The sequence below is a fragment of the Heyndrickxia acidicola genome (genome assembly GCF_001636425.1).
GTDB classification, from domain to species: domain Bacteria; phylum Bacillota; class Bacilli; order Bacillales; family Bacillaceae_C; genus Bacillus_AE; species Bacillus_AE acidicola.
This window is the reverse complement of the sequence record NZ_KV440953.1, coordinates 2,598,208-2,621,456: the sequence shown is the minus strand read 5'-3', so window position 1 is coordinate 2,621,456 and position 23,249 is coordinate 2,598,208. Positions and strand designations below refer to the sequence as shown.

21 protein-coding genes are annotated in these 23,249 nt (G+C 40.5%); 10 read left to right on the top strand and 11 right to left on the bottom strand.

Annotation, left to right across the window (positions count from 1 at the left end):
- Window positions 1-6 precede the first annotated feature (6 nt).
- From A5N88_RS12270 to A5N88_RS12245, 6 genes are all read left to right on the top strand, one after another.
- The gene (locus tag A5N88_RS12270; protein ID WP_066266403.1) at window positions 7-456 is read left to right on the top strand and encodes a RidA family protein; all 450 of its coding nucleotides are present in this window, start codon (window positions 7-9) and stop codon (window positions 454-456) included.
- A gap of 14 nt (window positions 457-470) precedes the next feature.
- The gene (locus A5N88_RS12265) at window positions 471-1,931 is read left to right on the top strand and encodes an aldehyde dehydrogenase (protein ID WP_066266400.1); all 1,461 of its coding nucleotides are present in this window, start codon (window positions 471-473) and stop codon (window positions 1,929-1,931) included.
- Window positions 1,932-2,008: 77 nt separating this feature from the next.
- Window positions 2,009-2,788 (top strand): 2-keto-4-pentenoate hydratase, encoded by a 780-nt coding sequence (locus tag A5N88_RS12260; protein WP_066266398.1) that lies wholly within the window; start codon window positions 2,009-2,011, stop codon window positions 2,786-2,788.
- Between the two features lie 12 nt (window positions 2,789-2,800).
- Window positions 2,801-3,688: an acetaldehyde dehydrogenase (acetylating) gene (locus A5N88_RS12255; RefSeq protein ID WP_066266394.1), complete on the top strand. Its 888-nt coding sequence runs from the start codon at window positions 2,801-2,803 to the stop codon at window positions 3,686-3,688.
- Between the two features lie 24 nt (window positions 3,689-3,712).
- The gene (gene dmpG / locus A5N88_RS12250) at window positions 3,713-4,738 is read left to right on the top strand and encodes a 4-hydroxy-2-oxovalerate aldolase (protein ID WP_066266391.1); all 1,026 of its coding nucleotides are present in this window, start codon (window positions 3,713-3,715) and stop codon (window positions 4,736-4,738) included.
- A gap of 3 nt (window positions 4,739-4,741) precedes the next feature.
- Entirely contained in the window at window positions 4,742-5,530 is a 789-nt protein-coding gene (locus A5N88_RS12245; protein ID WP_066266388.1) for a 2-keto-4-pentenoate hydratase, read from the top strand.
- 506 nt (window positions 5,531-6,036) lie between these two features.
- Here the strand turns inward: A5N88_RS12245 and A5N88_RS24935 are convergent.
- Together A5N88_RS24935 and A5N88_RS12240 are read right to left on the bottom strand one after the other, a co-directional pair.
- Entirely contained in the window at window positions 6,037-6,201 is a 165-nt protein-coding gene (locus A5N88_RS24935; RefSeq protein WP_157090671.1) for a hypothetical protein, read from the bottom strand.
- Complete coding sequence (locus A5N88_RS12240) at window positions 6,188-6,703, bottom strand: cupin domain-containing protein (protein ID WP_066266385.1); 516 nt, start codon at window positions 6,701-6,703, stop codon at window positions 6,188-6,190. Before A5N88_RS12240 ends, A5N88_RS24935 begins: the two co-directional genes overlap by 14 nt.
- Before the next feature lie 186 nt (window positions 6,704-6,889).
- Here A5N88_RS12240 and A5N88_RS12235 point away from each other — a divergent pair, with 186 nt between their 5' ends.
- Window positions 6,890-8,074, top strand: a complete 1,185-nt coding sequence (locus A5N88_RS12235; RefSeq protein ID WP_066266383.1) for an AimR family lysis-lysogeny pheromone receptor — start codon at window positions 6,890-6,892, stop codon at window positions 8,072-8,074.
- Between the two features lie 498 nt (window positions 8,075-8,572).
- The gene (locus tag A5N88_RS12230) at window positions 8,573-9,751 is read left to right on the top strand and encodes a multidrug effflux MFS transporter (RefSeq protein ID WP_437177133.1); all 1,179 of its coding nucleotides are present in this window, start codon (window positions 8,573-8,575) and stop codon (window positions 9,749-9,751) included.
- A gap of 394 nt (window positions 9,752-10,145) precedes the next feature.
- On the opposite strand, the gene sda is transcribed toward A5N88_RS12230, so the two are convergent.
- From sda to A5N88_RS26145, 4 genes are all read right to left on the bottom strand, one after another.
- Window positions 10,146-10,280: a sporulation histidine kinase inhibitor Sda gene (sda, locus tag A5N88_RS24380; RefSeq protein WP_083953137.1), complete on the bottom strand. Its 135-nt coding sequence runs from the start codon at window positions 10,278-10,280 to the stop codon at window positions 10,146-10,148.
- Window positions 10,281-10,470: 190 nt separating this feature from the next.
- Window positions 10,471-10,599: a YjcZ family sporulation protein gene (locus A5N88_RS24375; RefSeq protein WP_083953136.1), complete on the bottom strand. Its 129-nt coding sequence runs from the start codon at window positions 10,597-10,599 to the stop codon at window positions 10,471-10,473.
- A 429-nt stretch (window positions 10,600-11,028) separates the two neighbouring features.
- Window positions 11,029-11,214, bottom strand: a complete 186-nt coding sequence (locus A5N88_RS12225) for a DUF4021 domain-containing protein (RefSeq protein ID WP_066266381.1) — start codon at window positions 11,212-11,214, stop codon at window positions 11,029-11,031.
- Window positions 11,215-11,401: 187 nt separating this feature from the next.
- Entirely contained in the window at window positions 11,402-11,536 is a 135-nt protein-coding gene (locus A5N88_RS26145; RefSeq protein WP_260525556.1) for a hypothetical protein, read from the bottom strand.
- Window positions 11,537-12,056: 520 nt separating this feature from the next.
- On the opposite strand from A5N88_RS26145, the gene A5N88_RS26285 reads away from it, so the two are divergent.
- Window positions 12,057-13,433 carry a C40 family peptidase gene (locus tag A5N88_RS26285; protein ID WP_066266378.1) on the top strand — a complete coding sequence of 459 codons (1,377 nt, stop codon included), beginning with the start codon at window positions 12,057-12,059 and terminating at the stop codon, window positions 13,431-13,433.
- A gap of 711 nt (window positions 13,434-14,144) precedes the next feature.
- Here the strand turns inward: A5N88_RS26285 and A5N88_RS12215 are convergent.
- From A5N88_RS12215 to A5N88_RS12195, 5 genes are all read right to left on the bottom strand, one after another.
- Window positions 14,145-15,281 carry a glycerate kinase gene (locus A5N88_RS12215; RefSeq protein WP_066266375.1) on the bottom strand — a complete coding sequence of 379 codons (1,137 nt, stop codon included), beginning with the start codon at window positions 15,279-15,281 and terminating at the stop codon, window positions 14,145-14,147.
- Window positions 15,282-15,540: 259 nt separating this feature from the next.
- Window positions 15,541-16,920, bottom strand: a complete 1,380-nt coding sequence (locus A5N88_RS12210) for an NAD-dependent malic enzyme (RefSeq protein WP_412733839.1) — start codon at window positions 16,918-16,920, stop codon at window positions 15,541-15,543.
- 153 nt (window positions 16,921-17,073) lie between these two features.
- Window positions 17,074-18,693 (bottom strand): DcuS/MalK family sensor histidine kinase, encoded by a 1,620-nt coding sequence (gene dcuS, locus A5N88_RS12205; protein WP_066266369.1) that lies wholly within the window; start codon window positions 18,691-18,693, stop codon window positions 17,074-17,076.
- 18 nt (window positions 18,694-18,711) lie between these two features.
- On the bottom strand, window positions 18,712-19,395 hold the full coding sequence (locus tag A5N88_RS12200) for a response regulator (RefSeq protein ID WP_066266367.1): 684 nt from the start codon (window positions 19,393-19,395) through the stop codon (window positions 18,712-18,714).
- A 98-nt stretch (window positions 19,396-19,493) separates the two neighbouring features.
- A complete protein-coding gene (locus tag A5N88_RS12195; protein WP_066266365.1) occupies window positions 19,494-20,759 on the bottom strand; it encodes a dicarboxylate/amino acid:cation symporter in 1,266 nt (421 codons plus the stop codon).
- A 755-nt stretch (window positions 20,760-21,514) separates the two neighbouring features.
- Here A5N88_RS12195 and A5N88_RS12190 point away from each other — a divergent pair.
- The gene (locus tag A5N88_RS12190) at window positions 21,515-23,248 is read left to right on the top strand and encodes an ABC transporter ATP-binding protein (RefSeq protein WP_066266363.1); all 1,734 of its coding nucleotides are present in this window, start codon (window positions 21,515-21,517) and stop codon (window positions 23,246-23,248) included.
- Window position 23,249 lies beyond the last annotated feature (1 nt).

The window sequence follows — 23,249 nt, the reverse complement described above, 5'->3', positions numbered from 1 at the left end:
ATATCTATGCAGACACCAGAACAAAAATTGGAGGAACTGGGACTGGCATTGCCAGTTCTTCGTCCGTCATCGGGCAATTATATAAGCTGTGTCAGAACAGGAAATCTTCTATTTACCTCCGGGCAGGGCACAGATGAGTACCGGGGCCAGCTGGGCAAAGATGTTTCCATTGAAACAGGTTATGAAGCAGCCAGACAATGCATGTTAAATCTATTGAGCGTGGTTAAACACGAGATAGGTGATTTGAACAAGGTAAAGCAGATTGTGAAAATACTGGGATTTGTCAATAGCACACAGGATTTTATTGACCAGCCGAAGGTCATGAATGGTGCCTCGGATTTGCTAGTCGAAATCTTTGGCGAAAGAGGAAAACATGGCAGATCCGCAGTAGGAATGGCTCAGCTTCCACATGGTAATGCAGTGGAAGTAGAAATGGTGCTGGAAGTAGAAGCTTAAGGAGGCGGTATTCCGTGAATGGAACGAAACAAAGGGTTATAAAAGATGCAAAGCTGTTTATCAATGGGGAGTATACGGATTCCTTTTCTGGAGAAACGTTTGATACCATTGATCCTTCTACCAACCAAAAGCTGGCATCGGTAGCGAAGGCAAATGAAGAAGACGCAAGGCATGCGATTGAAGTCGCTCAAAAAACCTTTGAAAGTGGGATTTGGAGTGAAATGCCTGTCGCAGAAAGGTCAAACATTCTATGTAAAATGGCTGACCTTGTTTTAGAACGAGTAGAGGAACTTGCGCTTATCGAAACACTTGATGTAGGCAAGCCCATTAAAGAGAGCAGAGGGTTTGATATCCCAAGGGCAGCCGCGAACTTGCGCTTTTTCGCGGAAATGGCTAACTACATCCATCACGAGCATTATGACCAGGCAAAATATATGTCCTATTCAAAATATGCACCTGCAGGGGTGACCAGTTTAATTATTCCTTGGAACCTGCCATTCATGCAAATGACCTGGAAGGCCTCCGCTGCTTTGGCAGCAGGAAACACGGTAGTAGTGAAGCCTGCTTCCTATACACCGCTGAGTGCAGTCATGCTTGGAGAAATTGCGAATGATGCAGGCCTGCCTCCTGGTGTTTTAAATATTTTAACAGGGCCAGGGGGAACGGTTGGTACGGAGATGACCAGGCATCCGTCTGTACGCCGGATATCTTTTGTCGGGGATAGTACAACGGGAAGGACTGTCATGCAAAATGCTGCTTCTCAATTAATACCTGTTTCGCTTGAATTAGGAGGGAAATCAGCCAATATTGTATTTGAAGATGCCGATATAGATGAAGCTGTAGCCGGTTCCATTGATGCTATCTTTAGAAACCAAGGCGAGATCTGTTTGGCTGGCTCCCGTTTGCTCGTTCAAGAAAGCATTTATGATCTTTTTATTGAAAGATTTGTGAAGGCTGTTAGAAAAATCAAAGTTGGAAATCCCCTAAGTGAAGAGACGGATATGGGGGCATTAGTGTCTAAGAGCCATTTGGAAACCGTTGATCAATATGTTCAGCATGGTCTTTCTGAAGGAGCTAAGCTGGCAATTGGGGGCAAGAAAATCGTCTCCCATGGCGAAGGTAATTTTTATGAGCCGACCGTCCTTTATGATGTAGATAATAAGATGAAGGTGGCACAGGAAGAAATCTTTGGGCCTGTATTAGTGGTGATTCCTTTTAAAACTGAGGATGAAGCCGTCCGGATTGCGAACGATTCCATCTACGGCCTCGCGGGTGTAGTTTGGACAAATGATCTTCGCCGTGCACATCGAGTGGCGTCACGTGTACATTCCGGGTTGCTGTGGATTAATTGCTGGTATTACCGGGATCTCAGAACTCCTTTTGGAGGTGCAAAAGCAAGCGGCATTGGACGTGAAGGAGGCCGCCACAGCTTCGAGTTTTATACGGAAGCGAAAACTATTACGTTAAAGCTATAAAACATAAACATTCTGTATCTTAAAACATTACATTACGGATAGAAATGAAATACACGTTCATAAGAGAGAGTGAGAATATGAAATTATTTGTAGAAAACCTGGCAGAAGCTTTAATAGAAGCAGAGAGAAGTAGAAAATCAATACTGCCTCTTACTAAAAGCTATCCTGCATTAAGCACAGATGATGCTTATCGTATACAGCTGGAGGTTATTCAAAAAAAACTGAATACTGGAAGAAAGATTATCGGAAAAAAGGTTGGCCTAACAAGCAAGGCAATGCAATCGATGTTAGGAGTAACGGAACCGGACTATGGCCATTTGCTGGACGATATGACTGTACCCGATGGCGAAATAGTAGAAACAGGGGAAATGATCAGTCCAAAAATTGAAGCAGAAATTGGCTTTATTCTGGGTGAAGATATAAAGGGACCTAATATTACATTTTTAGATGTATTAATGGCGACAGAATATGTCACGCCAGCCCTGGAAATCATCGATAGCCGAATTGAGAATTGGGATATTCAGCTTGCTGATACAGTTGCAGACAATGGTTCCTCTGCCAAAGTAGTTATCGGGGGATCACGAATTAAAGTAGAAGAAGTTGATCTGCGTACAGTAGGAATGACGCTTTACAAAAACAGAAGACTTCAAGCAACTGGGGCAGGGGCAGCAGCTTTAGGCCATCCGGCTCATGCCATTGCATGGCTTGCCAATAAATTATCAGAATTTGATATCCCTCTGAAAGCTGGCGAGCTCATTCTTCCCGGTGCTCTGTCAAAAGCGATTGAGGTACAAAGCGGTGATTCCATCTCTGCTCTTTTTGGAGTATTAGGATCTGTTACGGTTACTTTTAAGTAAGGGGTGTTATAAATGAAAAAAATAAAAGCAGCCATTATTGGATCTGGCAATATTGGGACGGATCTTATGTATAAGCTGGAGAGAAGTGATGTCATTGAACTTACCTCCATGCTGGGTATCGATCCAGAATCAGACGGGTTAAAAAGAGCGAAAGATAGAGGATACCGTACTTTCTCAAACGGGATAACAGCTTTAGAAGAAAATCCAGATTTAGCTGATATCGTTTTTGATGCCACCTCCGCAAAGGCTCATATTAACCATGCTAAGATACTTGAAAAAATGGGGAAGGTTGTCATTGATTTGACACCAGCAGCTATTGGACCATTTGTGTGCCCGGCAGTTCATTTACAAACCCCATTACAAGGACTTAATGTAAACCTCATTACTTGCGGAGGGCAGGCTACGATACCAATTGTTCATGCCATCAATCGTATAGCAGATGTTCGATACGCGGAAATAGTTGCCACCATTTCAAGTAAAAGCGCAGGTCCCGGCACGCGTGCTAATATTGATGAATTTACCATTACAACAAAAAGAGGGATTGAGGAAGTGGGAGGTGCTGACCAAGGGAAAGCCATCATCCTCTTAAATCCCGCAGAACCTCCAATTTTAATGCGGGATACCGTTTATTGTGAAGTAAAACAAATGGATAGGGAAAAGATTACGGAATCAATAGAAGAGATGGTTGAAGTGGTTAGGGAATATGTGCCGGGTTATCGATTAAAACAGCAGCCTTTATTTGAAGAAAGTCACGTTACTGTCTTTATTGAAGTAGAGGGCATGGGGGACTACTTTCCGGTTTATGCAGGAAATTTAGATATTATGACATCTGCAGCCACTCGTGCAGCAGAAAATTTTGCAAGTCATCTTAACAATCAGAACAACACGCAGAATGTATGATTAAAAAAGAGGGGGTGAGTGCGGATGGAGCGAAAGAGTAATAAGCCCATTCGAATGACAGAGGTATGTTTGCGCGATGGCAGCCATGCCCTGCGCCATCAAATTACGGATGCTCAGGTTCGCCGTGTGGTACGCGAGCTGGATGATGCCGGTATGCATTATGTTGAAGTTTGTCATGGAGATGGTTTAGGAGGATCTACTCTTCAATATGGAAAATCTCTTATTAATGAAATGAAGCTCATTGAAGCAGCTGCTATGGAGGCTAAGCGGGCATCAATTGCAGTACTGCTGATTCCGGGGATTGGTACGGTTCATGAATTAAAAGAAGCCCATTCATTAGGTGCAGGACTAGTGAGGGTTGCGACTCACGTTACAGAAGCAGATGTGTCAGCCCAGCATATTCATTTTGCGCGGGAATTGGGAATGGAAACGGTGGGCTTTCTTATGATGGCCCACATGGCACCTGTTGAGAAACTTGTGGAACAGGCAAAATTGATGGAAAGCTATGGTGCACAAGCTGTGTATGTTACGGACTCAGCTGGAGCGCTTTTACCACATCAAGTAAGGGAAAGAATTGCAGCTTTACATGAATCTTTAAAGATAGAGGTCGGGTTTCATGCGCACAATAATTTATCACTTGCTGTTGCGAATACCCTTATTGCCATTGAAGAAGGAGCAACAAGAATTGATGGAAGTGTCAGATGCCTTGGAGCAGGAGCGGGCAATACACAAACAGAAGTATTAGTGTCCGTCTTAGATAGATTGGGGTGCGATGTTGGAATTGACCTTTACAAGATGATGGATCTTGCGGAGGATACCATTGGTCCAATCATACCGCAGCCTATAGAAATTAATAAGGGCAGCCTGGTTCTTGGGTATGCCGGAGTGTATTCCAGTTTTCTGCTGCATGCCCAAAAGGCAGCTAAGAGATTTGACTTAGACGCGAGAGATATATTAACCGAACTGGGAAGAAGGAAAGTTGTCGGCGGACAAGAAGATATGATACTGGATGTAGCAGCAGAGTTGGCAAAAGGTAAATTGGGGGTGTAGAAGCTGGTGTTAACAAAAGGAATGGACAAGGAAATTGTGGAATATTTGTATGCAGCTGAAAAAGATCGTCGTGAGGTTGTAAAGGTTACAGAAAAATATCCAAAGATCAATTTTATTGATGCTTATTCTATTCAAGAAAAACTTATTCAAAAAAGGGAAAAGGATGGGTCCCGGCGTATTGGCCTTAAGCTTGGGCTGACAAGCAAAGCTAAGCAGGAAATGATGGGGGTTCACGAAGCTATATATGGTTATTTAACAGATGACATGCTCGCATTGGAATGGGAGCAGCTGAGATATGAAGAATTCATTCATCCAAAGGCAGAACCGGAAATTGCGTTTCTGATAAAAGAAAATCTACACGGAAAGGATGTAACAGCTGAAGATGTGCTGAGTGTCACCCAATTTGTCGCGCCTGCAATTGAAATTATTGACAGTCGTTATCTGAATTTTAACTTTACATTAACGGATGTAATTGCTGATAATTGCTCATCGTCCCGCTTTTTTATTGGCAGCAAATGGACAAATCCAAAAGAGTTGAATTTAGAGGAAATTGGAATGGTAATGTCAAAGAACGGAGAAGTGCTTCAAACCGGTTCCGGTGCAGCAGTATTGGGACATCCCGCAACAGCCGTAGCATGGGCAGTGAATAAACTGGGGGAGATGGGAAAAGGGATAAAAAAAGGGGATATTATTTTAAGCGGAGCACTTTCAGAAGCTATTTCATTTGAACCGAGTGATACCATTCAGGTACAATTCGATAAATTAGGCACTGTTTCTTTTAGCTGCAAATAACGGGTGCAGGAGATCTGAAAGCCAAAATTTGTATTTAGGATTTTTGTTTTTTTAAAAAATTGGCTTTGTTAGAGGACTCAGTTGTTTTCTAGCTCTATCGTGTGAAACGGCTGTTTTACACGCCTTTCAGCAAGCTGAAAAATGAGCTGAAAAGCGAGCAGTTATCAACATAAAAATTTACCCAAGCCTTTAAGATAAAAGAGGGTGACTCAAAAGGTGGTTATTAAGCTGCCTTTTGAATCACCTCTTTTTTATTTTTGGACAGAAAAAGGAAAAGGGGGGAAAGAACAATTGGTGCGAAATAGCATGGTTTCTCTCTGTTGAAATTTATTTGAGCAGAAAAGAACAGGCAGGACGAATAGCGCTGAGCATATCTAGTAATACTCAATTCTCGTTTGATTCAACGTTAATTAGAGTGGAAGGCAAAAGAATTCTGCAAGTTAAGCAAGTTGTTGGGGGGATCACGCAAAAGCTTGAAACGATATGGGTTCCACTGCCGCCCATGCCTATGTGCATTCCCAATTTGGATTTAGCTCAAAGGTTGATTGAAGTGAAAAGAAGTGCTTGCAGTGCAAATCAACAAGCACGAAAAAGTTGCTGTCGCCAAGGTCACTTAATATCATTGCACCATTTGGGACAGCCTCTTTTACATGGATTTCAATCCTTTTCATTATACCTCCATTTCAAGAGAAGAGGGCCTTCAAGCCCGTAAACGGGATCAGTTTCAGGAAGAGGCACACACGGAATATCTTTTAATGAAAGCAGCCGATCCTCATCCTTTTCTGTCATCGTGTTATACTCCATCCCATTTGGATATGCGCCAACTATCTTGAAATCGGTGGTGGATGTTAACCGTTTATGGCCGGTTCCGGCAGGCAGAATTAGAATATCACCAGATTGAATCTCAATCTGCTCTCCTTTTTCACCGCCAATTTGAAGTGTAGCCTGCCCTTCACGAACACCAAGGACTTCATGAACATTGCTGTGGTAGTGATGAAAATCAAAAACCCCATTGACCCAGCTGTTTTTCCAGTTGTTGCGATTAAACGTTTCTTCAATTTCTTCCTCCCTGCCAGTGAATGCACCTGGATAAACTAATACAGGAAGGTAAGGGTTGTTAGGAATAATACCATCATCTTTAAAGAGAAATTGCCGTACATTTTCTATACTCATAGGTTCCTCCATATGTTGTTTTTCTATTTTATTTCCCTGCCAGAGGATAAATAAACAAGTGTTGCTTTGTCCGGAAAAAAAGGGAATAATAATGTGAAGGATAGGAAAAATCAAAATAAACTATTTTCAATATGTTTAATAATGTTGTAGAATATAGGAATAAATTACTAGTAAGGGTAGAACGGGATGCTTACATTATTCGATTTAAGAAGAAAATTGATAGATGAAAAGATCTTTAAGGGAACGCCTTTAAGGGTCATTGCAAAAGAATTGGAATTATCGAATAGCTATATGACAAATTTCATCGATTTTCTAGATGAAAAAGAAGGATGCCACGAAGTTAAGTTTGATACCTTATTGAACATTGCTAAAAGATACTTCAAGAAGCCGGCGGATATTAAAGAAATTATGACTGATTTTGCAAAAAGAGCAACAAAGCCTCAAAATATGAGAATGCTGCTGGAATTTGCAGATGAAATAAATGACCTGCCATTTTTGGCTGAGCTTATTGAAAAATGCAAGGACTCTAAGAATCGAAGCCTGGAGGCTGTGTCTAAAATTTATGAGCTTCTTTATAAGCGTAAGACATCGCAAATCAGTTTAATAGACTTCAGGGAGAGGCTCTCCATCCTAAAATCTGATAATACCACAGAGAGCACCTATTTAATCATAATTTTGGAGTCCTATATCTTATACGATTTGCGCTCTTACACACTTTTACAATCGTATATCACACTTTTGGATAGTCTAATCAGTCAACTGACATGTGAAAAGTACCTGATTCTTCGTTACGAACAGCGCAAGGAAGAAATAAAAATGAGGCTCTATCTTAAAACCAATGAGCTAGAAAAATGCCGCGCAGTAGCAGATAAAATGATAAAAAGCAAAGATAGTATGAGGCTCTTGGCTTCAAGCTATTACACTAGGGGAGTCTCTTATCTTTTTGAATCCTTTGAATCCTGCTTGTTTAACATGGATAAAGCAGCCGTGTATTATGAAAGTCTGGGTTTGAAAGAGCTTCAGCAAAAAACACGTACATACATCGCTTTAGCCAAGTGCATACACAATCAAATGGAATTGGTTGATGTCAGTATGCTGTCTAAAATTGAACAAATTTATTACTTTGCCAAACAGAAGGATTATTTAACCGCCGACCAGTTATATACTGACTATATTAAGAAGAATGATGAGGAATTTCCTGAAATCCAATTTCCTTTCAGAATGCTTTTAATGGGACTGATTAAGCAGGAAAAGGATATTATTTGGCAGTCCTACACCGAATATATGAGACAAGGTGAACTTTTCTTTGCCAACTTTGCGATGATGGAGCTGGAACAGTTAGGGCTCGTGCCATTTAGCATTCAAAGCTGATATGGACATACGGTTAATAAAGACCTATATACAAATTTGATGAAGCGGCTGCATTCTAGTGCAGAGCCGCTTTTTTATTTTTTGACTTAGTTAAAGGATACTATTGTTTTTTAGCTCATTCGCGGGAAACGGCCATTTCACACGCCTTTCGGCACAGCTGAAAGGTTCCTTCCTTTACTGTAAAATGAGCTAAAAAACTAGCAGTTATCAACATTGAAATTTAGCACAGCCATTTTTTATGAACCCGCGGGAGCATGCGCGAAGAAGGCTCCCTAACTTGCCCGCGAAATGAGAGCGCCCGCAGCTGAAATCAACAGGCAGGATGGCAGAGCCTAATTTTTTATGCATTAAAAAGGGAAAAGAAAGGATGTCATAGTAACAATTGAGTTTTTAAAAAACTTCAACAAAAATAGTGTTATTATTAACAATACATAATAACTTGCAAAGGATAGGATATCGTTGGAAAATGTTAGTACCAGAAGGAATACCAATCGACTCATGATGGCACTTATACTAGGGTCATTGTCTGCGCTTGGTCCATTATCTATGGACATGTACTTGCCTTCTCTGCCTATATTGGCAGATGATATGCATACAAAGGCATCACTGGCGCAATTGAGTATCACCGCTTGTTTACTTGGAATGGCAGGGGGACAGCTTTTCATAGGTCCTTTAAGTGACAGGCAGGGAAGAAGAATGCCTCTTATTTTTTCTCTGCTGGTTTATTGTGCTGCCTCCCTATTATGCAGCTTTGCTTCATCTATCTGGGTACTTGTCCTACTAAGGCTGGTGCAGGGGCTTGCAGGGGGAGGCGGTATCGTCATATCCCGTGCCATAGTCCGTGATATGTACTCAGGAACCGAGCTGACAAAATTCTTTTCCCTGTTAATGCTTATAAATGGTGTTGCCCCTATATTAGCTCCTGTAGTCGGGGGACAACTGCTCAAATATACTTCATGGAGAGGCGTATTTATCGTTCTTTGTGTGTTAAGTCTTGTTATGCTGGCAGCATCTGTTTTGGGGGTAAAAGAAACACTTTTACAAGAAAATCGGGTAAGCGGCGGGATGAGAGATACCTTTTTAATTTTTGGAAATCTCCTGAAGGATCGTATGTTTATGGGCTATGCGTTGGCACAGGGATTCGCCATGGGAGCCATGTTTGCCTATATTTCAGGATCCCCCTTCGTTGTACAAAAATTATTTGGTGCTTCACCTCAAATGTTTAGTATTATTTTTGCCATAAATGGAATAGGGATTATTCTGGCATCACAAATTACTGGGAAATTGGCAGGCAGCATAAAGGAATCCGCACTTCTCGGAGCAGGGCTCGCCATTGCGGGGTTAGGAGGATTCGTTCTCCTGCTTATGGTCTCTATTCACGCAGGCCTTATCGGCATTTTAATTCCGCTATTCCTGGTGGTTTCAAGTGTCGGAATAATTTCAACAACCAGTTTTTCGCTTGCTATGCAGAATCAGCAAAAATCGGCTGGGAGTGCTTCAGCACTGCTTGGACTTCTTCCATTCGTACTCGGATCGATTATGGCCCCGCTTGTAGGAATTGGTGAAGGGAAATCCGCATTCCCAATGGGACTCATTATTGCATTATGCGAGTTAGCTGCCATTTTATTTTGCGTTTTGCTTTCAAGGAGCACGGCTGAATCTACTTTGGATTCTTAGGTAAGAGACTTAGTTTTATGGATTAGATGCGTCTATTATTAAAGGCGCATCTTTTTTTAGTAGCCCATTTTGTATGGAATGTTATGGACGAATCCGGCATACTGACTCTCAATAGGATTGCTTCGATACACTAAACCCTATTCTTTGAGAAAGGCTGTTTTGGCATACTTGTTTTACGTACAAAGGATGCTTCAGTGTGTTGTCTGTCATCGTTGCATCTTGTCGTGTGCTATTCACAAGTTTTAATACTGAATATATATATAATGATATCTTTGTGTCCAATAGCAACAAGTTTACCAAAAGAGCCATGAGAAATCATATACCAAACGCCCAGCTTTAAGAAAAAACCTGTATTTCAAACATCATCTTTCTGAAAAAAAACCAATGGAGAAGGCTATTTTATATGTAAATTTCTTTTTGCAATTTCTTCTTTTAAAATATCTAGGAAATCTTGTTTCACTCTAAAACCGCGTGCTTTTTTGTAAGTAGTAAGAAGGCTTTCATCTGAAAGCTTTTCAAGAGATTTCATCAGTCTCCCTCCTATTGCAGGTATGAATGGTATTTTACATACCCTGTCATCCCAGGATAAAACGCCTTAAAAAAAGTAAAAAAAATTTAGTTAAGAACTCTGCTGCTTCGAAAGAATTACAGAGATTTTATAAAAATACTCAATGGGCCGTGTCATACGTCCCATTGAGTGAAATTCTAGACCTACAATCTTATCGCATCATTGTAGCTCCAACGATAATCAACAAAATGAAAAGGACAACGATTAAGGCAAAAGAAGAACCCATTCCATAGCCTCCATAACCGTAACCTCCATAACCGTAACCTCCATAGCAACCCATAATTCGCACCTCCTCTTGGTTAAGATACTTTATTCTATGGGAGAATTCCTATTCGGTAAGGGATAGAAGCGGACAGGGCTTAGAATAAGGCTCTGTAATGCACATTGTTAATATTGACCCAATGGGATTGAAACGTAAGGCGATAGTCTCCTGGTTTGAAAAACGGGTTTAAGGGAGATTCCGCAGGATTGGGAAGCGGCGAGGAGGCTTCCAATCCACCCACGGAAAGCGAGCGACCGGAATGGAAATCAATACGAATGATTATCAGAGACTAAAATAAAAATAATTAGATTAATTTAGATTATAGGTAAGGGTGTATTGACTAGAGATTGGAACTAAACGGAAGAACGATGAATAGACGGCTTCTTATAAAAAGAGCCGCCTCCAATTCAATTTGTCGAATCTGCCAGTTCATCAGGAAGAATGGGACTATTGTTTGTAAGATTGATTTCTTTGTCCTTCATCATGCAAAGACCCTGCATCTTCAGCATCCGTTTCAACCATTCCGTAATTCCCGTTCATTTCCTGTTCTTTAGGATTTAATCCAAGAGAATGAGCGGATTGCCGTGGTTGCATATTTTCTTTTTCTTCATTTCTTGAGTTTTTATTAGTCATCGTCATTACCTCCCATTTTTATCATCTCACAAAATGGAATTATTATTCAGGGATAACTGGTAACACTTTTCTGTTCTTTTTCTAATAGGAATTAGACAGCACGACAGTACTCTTTTCGTAAGAGTATAAGCCAAATCATTGTGGATTAGGCAATTGAAGATAGGGTGATGGGCTAAAAAAGCGGCAATTATTGTTCTTCCTTCATTTTTTCTTCTACATACTGAATAAATTCTTCTGTAATGAAATCTGACTTTCTAGCCGGTTTATCTTTTTTAGGCACAAATAGATCATCTAAGAAACCGTATTCTTCATTCACTTCCATTTGAATTCTCCTTTCCTGTAGAAATTTAATCCTTTCTTTTACTATTACCATATATTCTTTTTTTAAAAACGAAAAGATTGCTGTAGGAAATCCTAACCGTCTTTTTTTGTGTATTTATTTTACTCTTTTTATATCAAAACTGCATTAAAAAATAATTAGAATTTTCAATAAGTAGCGAGAGAGAAATGTTTTGTCACTTTCCGTCCGTTTGTAACATAATTGAAAGAAAAATGTAATATAGGTTGTCTGGTAATGAAACTTTAAAGCGTTATAATATGGAAGAGTTAGTTAGTAAAGGATAAAAAACGAGCAAAAAGTACATAAATATCCTTTTATTTCTTTTAATAGACAAATATTATTTCTTTTAATAGACAAATAAGTACATAGAAATATATTTAACAACATGATTTTGACTTAAAACGCATTATTTTACAATATATTACATTTAATTTAGCGCGGCTATAAAAATATAAAAAAGTACATTAATAGGATGTACAGTTGAATAGGGGAGAAGAGAAAATTGAAAAAGAAAGTGATTTCCTTAAGTTTGGCAGCCATTATAGGAACAAGCAGTGCACTAATTCCATTTTCAAATGAATTTGCTTTTGCTTCTACTTCAATCGAACAAAAAAAGCTGGACATTCAGAACAAACAATCTAAGGTAAACGCATCGATAAACGATAAAAAGAAAGAAATTCAGTCATTGGAATCTGGAGAACAGCAAATGATGGATGCTATGAAGGCAATTGATGCCAAAGTAGCAAAGACCAATGCCGAAATTACAAATACAGGGAATGTTTTAGCGGAAACGAAAATAGAAATTACAGCATTGCAAGAAAAAATAGCTCAGACACAAAAACGTATAGAAGAACGGAACCAGATCTTAAAAGAAAGAGCCCGTACTATTCAGCAAGGCAGTGATACCGTTTCTCAATACATAGACGTTGTGCTGGAAGCGAAAAGCTTCAGTGAATTAATGAGCGGAGTAATGGCTGTCAATACAATCGTCAATGCTGATCACTCCATACTAGAACAGCAGCAGGCTGATAAAAAAACATTGGAAGAATCCCAAAAGCAATTGAATGATAAATTGGCTAAAGTACAAGCCAGCATGAATGAGCTGCAAGACCTGAAAGACCAGCTGAAATATCAATTAGACGATAAGAATAGCCTTTTGAAAAAATTAAAAGAGCAGCATATGAATGCAAATGCAGATCTTGGGAACCTGCAAGGACAAGCAGCAAATCTTGCTAACCAAGAAAAAGCAGCTGAGGCTGAACAGGAGAAAGAGCGAATAGCAGCATTAGCTCTTATTCAAAAAGAACAGCAGGCAGCAAAAGCCCGAGAACAAGCACAGCAGCAGGCTCAAAATCAACAAAACGCTTCATCTGGTTCTCAATCAACGGATCAATCGAATTCCAATACGGCACCTGAATCAAGTTCTCCTCAAGTTTCTAATCCAGCACCGGCTCCTCAGGTTAGCCAGGGAGGAAGCAGTACAATTGAAGCAGCCATCAGTATTGGTTCCAGCATTGTCGGAAGATCGCCATATAATTGGGGCGGCGGACGAAACAGTACGGATATTCAAAACCGTTCATTCGACTGTTCATCATTTGTCCACTGGGCTTATGCAACAGCTGGCGTAGACTTAGGGCCTATCACTTCAGCGTCGACTGATACGCTTGTCCAATATGGAACACCTGTAAGTGCTTCTGACATGCAAAGGGGAGACCTGGTATTTTTCGACACCTATAAGACCAACGGACACGTTGGCATTTACTTAGGTAATGGAACATTCCTTGACGACAACAGCTCCCGCGGTGTTTCCATCGATTCCATGGATAATCCATATTGGAAATCAGTATTTAACGGAGTAGTACGTCGTATCGTTCAATAGATTCTTCTAGTAATAAATACCCGTTAGTAAATGTACTAAACTTTTATTAAAAAAGATTAAAAGAAATAGGGTGACTCCAAGAGCTGCATAGTGCAGCTTTTGGAGTCACCCTTATTTTATTACTGAATAAAAAATGGGAAATGTAGGGGGGGTTCTATATTTTTCTATTTAGTATTAGACTAGGCTACCCTGGTAATAACGTTATACGAGTTCAAGTATCAAGACAAACCAACCTATTGTAATCTGTATTGCCTAATCGATATGGAAGAAAGAACATATTAGGGTGGCCTCTGAAAAATCTATGTTGATAAATGGAAGTGAACAGGCAGACAAACAGCAGTACGCATATGAGTAAAACCTAATGTTCGTTTTCAATCAAGGTTGATTGGAGCGGATAGACCAGACTCCTGCGGGATATTCTTGTAAGGGAGACCCCGCAGGATCTTGCAAAGAGGAGGTACAGCTACAGTCACTAAAATGGAAATCAACCAGCATCTTTTTGGCTGTCCTGAACATCTTGACAGCTTTTTTTATTGCCAGGAAATTATTAAATGCTAAACCAGTGAATATTTTTCTTGTCTAGCTTCAGCGCCTATCATCTATCGGATTTCTATGTATCCTCATTAAGATAAGTCAACATCAGCTCGTGAATAACCTCGCTGTGTTTCCTTTTTCTCATTCGAAGACTCCGGAGTCCTGTCCATGGTAAGTTCATGCTCTATTCATTTTCAGTATCCTTGCAATGTTTCTGACAGTGTTTTCTATATAGAGAGAAGTGTGGGAAAAAGCATGTTCAAGCTTAACCACACCGGGTATAATACTGAAGACTGCATCTAATCCATATTCATACACCTTACTGTAGTCATCTGCTATACTTCCAGCTATAGCGATGACGGGAACATTTAGCTGCTTGGCTATTCTTGCGACACCAATCGGTGTTTTGCCAAAGACTGTCTGACTGTCTATTTTTCCTTCCCCAGTGATCACAATATCTGCATCCATTACATGCTTTGCCAAATCAACTGCCTCCATTACTATATCAACACCTTTATTAAGAATCGATGGTAAAAATGCGAGCAGTCCTGCACCAAGACCGCCAGCTGCCCCAGCACCTGGAATATTGTTAATATGCTTGCCAAGGTCCCTTTCAATAACAAATGCATAATGAGCCAGATAATGGTCAAGCAAATCTGCCATTTTTGGAGTTGCACCTTTTTGGGGGCCATAAATGGCAGAAGCTCCTTTTGGACCGGTAAGCGGATTATCAACATCGCATGCAACCTCAATTTTCACGTTGGACAAGCGCTCATCCAAATCGGAGACATCAATTTTTGCAAGTTTTGCTAATGCTCCTCCGCCTTCCCCAATGTCATTTCCTTCATGATCGGTAAAGCGGACTCCAAGTGCCTTTGCCATGCCCATGCCGCCATCATTGGTTGCACTGCCTCCAATTCCAATGATGATGTGCTGAATATCATGAGCAAGGGCAGATAATATCAATTCTCCGGTTCCGCGAGTAGAAGTAAACATCGGGTTCCTCTTATTAAATGGGACAAGATGGAGGCCAGAGGCTGACGCCATTTCAATCACAGCTGTTTTTCCATTGCCAAGAATTCCGTAAATAGCATTAACAGGTTCCCCGAGCGGTCCTGATACCGAAGCAGAATGTGTGCTGCCGCCAGTTGCATGAATAAGTGACTGAACAGTGCCTTCCCCACCGTCTGCCATAGGAATTTTTATAATTTCTGCATTTGGAAAAACCTTTAGAAATCCGTTTTCTATCGATTGAGCTACCTCTATGGAAGTCAAACTTTCTTTAAATGAGTCTGGTGCAACCACAATCTTCATTTACTCACTCCATTCTTATTTAAAGCGGTAATCTAAGGTTTACAATGTTCATTCAATGTACTTTCCTGTAAAAAAACGCCTTGTCACATAACAAGGCGTTTCTCGTTTTTCACTTAGGCTGTTTTCCCAAAAGTGTTTAATTCGTAATAAGTGAGACATCGTGGCATCTTTTCGTCTTCAGCAATTTTGTTTTCAATCCTGAATCCTGTGTATCCTCATTTATATTTATAGCAACAAAGTTTACGAAAAGAGCCTTTACTTATTCACGCGGTTCGCGGCGCGCAACTCCTGTTTCGTGTGCAGCTTTAATTACGGCTTCACGAACTTTTTCTACGACTTTTTCGTTAAAGACGCTTGGTATAATATAGGCTTCGTTCAGCTCTTCATCTCTTACGACTGAGGCAATTGCATGTGCAGCTGCAAGCTTCATTTCTTCGTTAATTTCAGTCGAGCGGGAATCCAATGCTCCGCGGAAGATTCCAGGGAAGCATAAAACATTGTTAATTTGGTTAGGGAAATCAGAGCGGCCAGTCGCCATTACTCTTACGTATGGTTCAGCTTTTTCTGGATCAATTTCTGGAAGAGGATTTGCCATGGCAAATACGATTGGGTCCTTCGCCATGCTTTTAACATCTTCCACTTTTAGGATGCCGGGAGCTGAAAGGCCGATAAAGACATCGGCGCCTTCAATGACTTCGGATAGGTTACCGCTAAGGTTGTCCGGATTTGTCATATTGGCATATTCAGTCCAGTAAATATTGTCATATTTCTCATTTCGGTTAATAGCACCCATACGGTCAACACCGATAATGTTTTTAACCCCGGCGGATAGAAGCATTTTGGAGCAAGCCATCCCTGCAGCACCAATACCGGTAATGACAACTTTGATATCTTCAAGTTTTTTCTTTGTAATTCTTAATGCGTTAATTAATCCTGCTAGAATTACGACAGCTGTACCGTGCTGATCGTCATGGAAAACAGGGACATCCAGCTCCTCTTTTAACCTGCGTTCAATCTCAAAGCAGCGCGGAGATGCGATATCCTCAAGGTTGATTCCTCCGAATGCAGGAGCTACAGCTTTTATAGTGCGAATAATTTCTTCAGTATCCTGGGTATCCAGGCAAAGAGGGAACGCATCCACGTTTGCAAGCTGTTTGAAAAGAAGAGCCTTTCCTTCCATAACCGGCATAGCTGCAGCTGGACCGATATTTCCAAGACCTAGTACGGCTGTCCCATCTGAAATAACTGCTACTGTGTTTCGTTTAATGGTTAGTGAATAGGCCTTGTCCGGTTCTTCCGCAATAGCAGTACAAACACTTGCTACACCCGGAGTATAAACTCTGGATAAGTCATCACGGTTTTTAATTTTGCTTTTTAAGCCTGTTTCAATTTTTCCGCCAAGATGCATAAGGAACGTTCGGTCAGAGATGTTAATAACCTTGACACCGCGCAGCTTGGATATTAAGTCTATTAGCAATTTACTATTGGTTAAATCAAGACCGTTTACAGTAATGTCGCGTACGGTATGTGTCTTGGTTGATGAAATGACATCAATACCGATAACATCTCCGCCAGCGATGCTGATACAGTTAGCAATCTCGCTGAAAGAGTGAGTTTCTCTATCTAATTGTAAGCGCATAATTATGTGTGTACTCGTACCACTTGTAATAGCCATGTTAGCCTCCCCTAGGTTCTCGTTAAAGTTAGATTTTTGTTTACCCTTCTATTTTACGTTTTTTTTGTGCAAGAAGGTATGATTATATTCATTTAATTTAATTTTTTGCTATAAAGATTATACTTCTTTTGCTATATAAGGAATAGTAAAGATAAATCTAGTTCCTTTTTCTGCAGTTGAAAAAAGTTCTATTTCTCCATGAAGCTTATCAATACTTGATTTTACGAGATACAGACCGTAGCCCCGATTAGTGCCTTTTGAAGAAAATCCTTTCATAAATACCTGCTTTGCTATGGATTCAGATAAACCAGGACCGTTATCAATGACCTCAAAAGACAGCTGGCCATCCAGATATTCATAAAAAATCTCAATTCGTCGTTCCGTTTGTCCCGAAACAGCTTCTAATGCGTTGTCGACTACATTACCAAGGATCGTAATCAATTCATGGGTCAATTCCGGAGTATGAGGTTCCGGCAAAACTCCCTGACCGTCAAATAAAAGCTCTGTGCTGCATTCTCTTGCATAGCTTATTTTACCAAGGATGAACCCGGCTAACGCAGGATCTTTGACTTTTTTTACAATATACCCAACCTCCTGCTGAAGATGGTCCGAAATAAAAGTTATGTAGTCTGCAAGTTTATCATAATGTTTAAGATTGACAAGCCCAAGTATAACATGAAGCTTATTCATAAACTCGTGTGATTGGGCACGCAAGGCTTCTGCATAAAGCTTAACACCAGTAAGCTGCTCTGCTAAATGGTTCATTTCGGTTTTATCCCTAAAAGTTGCAACAGCTCCGACAATGGAGTGACCGACTATGATGGGAAGCTGGTTTGATAAGAGTGTAATATTCGATAAGTGAATTTCCTCATTAATTTTTGGAATCCCCGTTTCAAGAATATTTTTCAGCAGCAATTGTGGAAAGCAGGAGTCCACTAAGCATCCTACAGGATTCTCAACGATTCCTGCCTCTTTCAACAAACGAAGTCCCTCACTATTAATCAGCGTTATACACGTGTTTTGGTCAATGGCGATGATGCCTTCCTTTGTGGATTGCAGCATTGCATTTCGCTCTTCAAGCAATCTAGCAATCTCATAAGGCTCTAAGCCAAACATAGTATTTTTTACTTTCTTGCCTAAAAATAAAGCGCCAATGATTCCGACGATAATGCCTAAAACAATTGCAACGTAAATCATATATCGGCTGTTTTTAACATCCTTATTGACATTATTTAATGAAATTCCCACTGCAACGGCACCAATTTGTTTTCCATCTTCTGAATAAACAGGAGAAAAAGCACGAAGCGAATATCCCAGAGTCCCTTTTGCTATGGATACATTCTCTTTTCCATGGAGGACAGGGCCCTCATCACCGCCGACAAATCGCTTACCAATTTGATTTGGGTCCGGATGGGATTTACGGATTCCATGCATGTCCATTACCACTATAAACTGTACCTGTGTAATATGCATTAGCTCGTTGGCATAGTTTTGAATATCCTGTTCATTTGTTTTCTTGCTTAAAGCATTAATGACAATAGAAGAGTGGGAGACAATCCTGGCGATATTAGTTGCTTTTTCAGCCAGATTTTTTTGAGTAGTGCGGCTGATTTCCTCACTCATCAGGAAATCCGTTACTAACAGGGAAAGAGCTACAACGCTGCATACCAAAAGAGCAATTCTTGTCTGTAGTGATAATGCAGACTTTTTCTTTAACACAAATTTTTCTTCTTTCATGATGTGCATTACTCCTGCTTAAATCCTGTAGCGATTGATAGGTCTGCCAACAGATCCATACTGTACTTCAATTTGAATTTCGCCCTTTTTTTGGAGAAATTCTAAATATCTTCTTGCTGTGACACGTGCCAGTCCTGTTCCTGCGGCTATCTCCTCTGCAGATAGGGGAGAGGATTGATCGTGCAAAAATTCAAGGATTTGCTGCATGGTTCTTTCATTTAGCCCTTTTGGGAGCCCTTCATCCATTACGGCAAAAACCTCGCCTGAAAAAGTGCGTGGGAGCTCATCAAGTTCATCCTGATTAAGAAAGCGGCTTTCTGTCAGCTTTTTTTTCATTTTACGATACTGTGCTAATGATAACTGAAATCGCTCGAATCGAAAGGGCTTAACAATGTAATCTGCAGCACCTGCACGAAAGATTTCTTCAATATGAAGGGAATCGCGATTGGCCGTCAGCATAATGACATCGACGGGCAAGCTCTGTGAACGAATTCTTTGAAGCAGTGCAAGACCATTCATATCAGGTAAAAAATAATCGAGTAGTATAAGGTCAGGACAAAACGTTTTTAAAAAGGAAAGCGCCTCTGTGCCGGATCCCGTTTTTGCAATGACTTTAAAGCCCTCAAGCTTGGACACAAATTCAGCATTTATTTCCAAGACCATTGGGTCATCCTCGACAATCAGCACTCGGATGGTTTGCATAGAATGTCTCCTTTTTACACAGATTTACTTTATTATAACGTACTTGTTTCGTGTGCTTCAAAAAATGACTGCGGTTTCATTCTGCGGTACTTAGAAACTTAGGAATGGGCACGAATAGAAGGATCGGCTTCAGGTTTAATAGTATTCCTGTCATCGAATTCTTTTTCCGTTTTTGATACAACAACGGCAGCAACTCCATTTCCTATTAAATTTGTTAATGCACGGGCCGTCGACATAAATCTGTCTATGCCCAATAGAAGAGCAATTCCTGCCACTGGCACACTAGGGAATGCTGCAAGCGTTGCCGCAAGTGTAACAAATCCGGAGCCTGTCACGCCGGCAGCACCTTTAGAGGTCAGCATTAGAACCCCGAGAAGAAGGACCTCCTGCCCGAAGCTTAAATGTACGTCGAATGCCTGGGCAATAAACAAGGCAGCCATGGAAAGATAAATAGATGTCCCATCGAGATTAAAAGAGTAACCTGTCGGGACAACAAGCCCTACAACTGATTTGGAGCATCCGTATTTTTCAAGCTTTTCCATCAGGCGTGGTAGGGCTGATTCCGAAGACGAAGTACCCAAAACGAGAAAAATTTCCTCTTTAATATAAGCGATAAAATGGAAGATATTAAAACGATAAAACCTTGCGATTAACCCAAGGACTACTATGATAAAGATGGCCATAGCAGCAAGAGTTAATACGAATAATGTGCCTAATGATCTTAGTGAACTAATACCGAATTGGCCGATAGTATACGACATAGCGCCGAATGCAGCAATAGGAGAATAATACATGATAATGTTCACTATTCGAAAGAATACATCTGTTAATTTTTCAAACAGCTCTACAATAGACTTACCACGCTGCCCTAATCCTGAAAGGGCAATACCGAATAGGACGGCAAGGAAAAGAATAGGGATCAGCTCACCATTTGCAAGGGCGCCTACAAAGTTATCAGGGATAATCCCCATGATAAAATCCATCACACCATGACTGCTCTCGGCAGCCTGTTTGGTATACATGGAAATATCCGCATGTCCGGGTTTTGCATGCATGCCTGATCCCGGATGGAAAACAGTCGCAATCAGAATGCCGATTGCAAGTGAGAAGGTAGAAACGATTTCAAAATAAAGGATTGCTTTGCCTCCAATCCTTCCGACCCTTTTTACATCCCCCATACCAGCGATACCAACCACAATGGTTAAAAAGATGATAGGGGCAATGACCATCTTAATCATTTTGACAAAAATATCAGCCAGTACCTTCAGGTTAGCACCAGTTTTCGGAAAAATAGCTCCAAAGATAATACCGAGAACAATGGCAATCAAAACCTGTGTAGTAAGACTTCTAAAGCTGAATCTCATATTGGTCCCTCCTTTTTTTTAGCATGATAACAAGAGATTACAAGCTAGAGGATTATATTCGGAAGTTCCATTCTTTCGAAAGTTTCCCGCAGCTCTTGTTTTCTGCTCCACTATAAGCTTTAAATGAAACGCTTACAAAATTTAAAATGCAGCTTAGTGAATGGAATGTTATGTTTAGTATAAAATTCCTAGAATTATCAGACAATATTTTGGTTATATCGTTCATTTTGGTGATTTTGGTCTTTTGTGTTAGGTCATCCCTCTGCCACAAGAGTTCATTTCACGGGAAAAAATATTTATGCTGAATTTAATTTTTTGTTCTGCTGATTGGAACGGATAAACGAGACACCTGCGGGACACACAGGCAATGGGAGACCTCGCAGGAGCAATGTACGCCGAGGAGGTTCCCCTTCTGTCCCACAGCTAATTTATAAGAAAAATCTAATTTTCACCTATATAGAACATATACTTAAATATTCATCTTTTTTATATTTAGGGGAACGAAAAAAATAGATGACTTTTTAGCGGAATGGAGGTATGTTTTATAATGAAACTCTTTTTATAAATTTTGCTGCTGAATGACTTGAATAAGGTAATAAAACATTGGCTCAGTCTGGAAATTTTCTGAAGAGAAGACTGATGCATAACGATTTTATTGATGATAAGAAAAAGCAGCAATTCATGTGAAAACAGCCCATCTATATTGAGCTGCATCAAAAGAGGAAAAAACAACTGCAAGAAGGTGGAAGAGAAGGATGAGATTTTTAACTCAATACATGGGAAAGTATTTAAAGCCATTTGTCATTGCTATTATCTTTCTGATGGTTGAAGCCTTGTGCGATTTAATGCAGCCCACCATTATGTCAAAGATTGTGGATGTGGGTGTCGCTCATAAGGATATGCATTATGTATTGCAAAACGGCGGCGTTATGCTGTTGATTACTGCCGTAGGTGCAGTTTCTGCCTCAACAAGGAATATCCTTTCAAGTAATGTTTCACAGCGATTCGGCTCAGATCTGCGCTCGGACTTATTTAGAAAGATTCAGGGTCTGTCCTTTAAAAGCATCGACAGATTTGACCGTGCTTCATTAGTCACTAGATTAACAAATGATGTCACATTGATCCAAATGTTCGTGAATGGGCTCATGAGAATTTTTGTAAAAGCTCCTTTGCTCGCTATCGGGGGCTTATTTATGGCAATAAGGCTGGATCCAAGCCTTTCCGTTGTCCTTGGGGTAGTAGTCCCTATCGTTGCCATATTCATAATTATTAATATGAAAGTCGGCTTTCCTTTTTTTATGAGGGTGCAAAGGGCGCTGGACAAAGTGAATGGCGTCATGCGTGAATATTTATCAGGGGTGAGGGTGGTAAAAGCCTTCAACCGTTTTGATTATGAAGTGGATAAATTTAATACTGCCAATGAGGAATACAAAAATAAATCGATTGCTGCAACAAGGGTGATGTCTGTCTTCAGTCCTGCCATTATGATAACTGTCAATTTAGGAATTATTGCTGTCCTTTGGCTCGGGGGTCATTGGGTGGACACTGGGAAAATGCAGGTTGGCCACATTATTGCTTTTATTAATTACATGACTCAAATTCTTTTTTCCCTTATGACGGTCTCCATGGTTTTTAATATGTTTGTTCGGGCAAGGGCTTCCGCAGGACGAATTAATGAAGTGTTCCTTGAACAAAACGATATGACCTGGAAAGAGGAACAAGCAGAAAACAGGCAAATAGTGCAAAAAGGAAGAATTGATTTTGAGAATGTTTCATTTGCTTATAATGGTGCAAGCGGTGAGCCAGTTTTAAAAAATATCAGCTTTAGCTGTCTGCCTGGCCAAACGGTTGGAATTATTGGTTCTACGGGTTCGGGTAAAAGCAGCCTTGTTAACCTGATACCGAGGTTTTATGATACTTCTGCAGGAACGATTAAAATAGATGGGGAGAACATCAAGGATATGGATCCGAGAAGGATAAGGGAGAAAATATCCATTGTTCCTCAAAAAACAACTCTTTTTTCCGGAACGGTACTTGAAAATATTCGATGGGGCAAAGAAATGGCCGGCATGGATGAGGTGGAAAGAGCCGCCCGCATGGCACAGGCACATGATTTTATCTCAGAAACCCCTGAAGGCTACAATACTAGGCTCGGTCAGGGCGGTGTTAATTTTTCTGGCGGACAAAAACAGCGTGTTTCCATTGCAAGGGCACTTGTCAGAAAACCGGAAATCCTTATTTTGGATGATAGCACAAGTGCTGTCGACATGGCGACTGAAGCACGAATTAAAGCATCTCTTAAAAAATATGCCAGCGGCTTAACCTGCCTGCTAATCGCTCAACGGATTACTTCCATTATTGATGCTGATGTCATTATTGTCCTGGATGACGGCGAGATTGCCGGAATAGGCAGTCACGAGGAGCTCATACGAAATTGTAAGGTTTACCAGGAGATTTATCAGTCTCAAATTGGAAAAGAGGTGTTATAGC

Excerpts from the sequence above, each read along its gene's own strand:
- A5N88_RS12270 (WP_066266403.1), top strand. The coding sequence starts at position 7 with ATGCAGACACCAGAACAAAAATTGGAGGAACTGGGACTGGCATTGCCA.
- A5N88_RS12260 (WP_066266398.1), top strand. The coding sequence starts at position 2,009 with ATGAAATTATTTGTAGAAAACCTGGCAGAAGCTTTAATAGAAGCAGAG.
- A5N88_RS12255 (WP_066266394.1), top strand. The coding sequence starts at position 2,801 with ATGAAAAAAATAAAAGCAGCCATTATTGGATCTGGCAATATTGGGACG.
- dmpG (WP_066266391.1), top strand. The coding sequence starts at position 3,713 with ATGGAGCGAAAGAGTAATAAGCCCATTCGAATGACAGAGGTATGTTTG.
- A5N88_RS24935 (WP_157090671.1), bottom strand. The coding sequence starts at position 6,201 with ATGAAAAGGATTGAAATCCATGTAAAAGAGGCTGTCCCAAATGGTGCA.
- A5N88_RS12240 (WP_066266385.1), bottom strand. The coding sequence starts at position 6,703 with ATGAGTATAGAAAATGTACGGCAATTTCTCTTTAAAGATGATGGTATT.
- A5N88_RS12235 (WP_066266383.1), top strand. The coding sequence starts at position 6,890 with ATGCTTACATTATTCGATTTAAGAAGAAAATTGATAGATGAAAAGATC.
- A5N88_RS12230 (WP_437177133.1), top strand. The coding sequence starts at position 8,573 with ATGATGGCACTTATACTAGGGTCATTGTCTGCGCTTGGTCCATTATCT.
- sda (WP_083953137.1), bottom strand. The coding sequence starts at position 10,280 with ATGAAATCTCTTGAAAAGCTTTCAGATGAAAGCCTTCTTACTACTTAC.
- A5N88_RS24375 (WP_083953136.1), bottom strand. The coding sequence starts at position 10,599 with ATGGGTTGCTATGGAGGTTACGGTTATGGAGGTTACGGTTATGGAGGC.
- A5N88_RS12225 (WP_066266381.1), bottom strand. The coding sequence starts at position 11,214 with ATGACTAATAAAAACTCAAGAAATGAAGAAAAAGAAAATATGCAACCA.
- A5N88_RS26145 (WP_260525556.1), bottom strand. The coding sequence starts at position 11,536 with ATGGAAGTGAATGAAGAATACGGTTTCTTAGATGATCTATTTGTGCCT.
- A5N88_RS12215 (WP_066266375.1), bottom strand. The coding sequence starts at position 15,281 with ATGAAGATTGTGGTTGCACCAGACTCATTTAAAGAAAGTTTGACTTCC.
- A5N88_RS12210 (WP_412733839.1), bottom strand. The coding sequence starts at position 16,920 with ATGCGCTTACAATTAGATAGAGAAACTCACTCTTTCAGCGAGATTGCT.
- dcuS (WP_066266369.1), bottom strand. The coding sequence starts at position 18,693 with ATGAAAGAAGAAAAATTTGTGTTAAAGAAAAAGTCTGCATTATCACTA.
- A5N88_RS12200 (WP_066266367.1), bottom strand. The coding sequence starts at position 19,395 with ATGCAAACCATCCGAGTGCTGATTGTCGAGGATGACCCAATGGTCTTG.
- A5N88_RS12195 (WP_066266365.1), bottom strand. The coding sequence starts at position 20,759 with ATGAGATTCAGCTTTAGAAGTCTTACTACACAGGTTTTGATTGCCATT.
- A5N88_RS12190 (WP_066266363.1), top strand. The coding sequence starts at position 21,515 with ATGAGATTTTTAACTCAATACATGGGAAAGTATTTAAAGCCATTTGTC.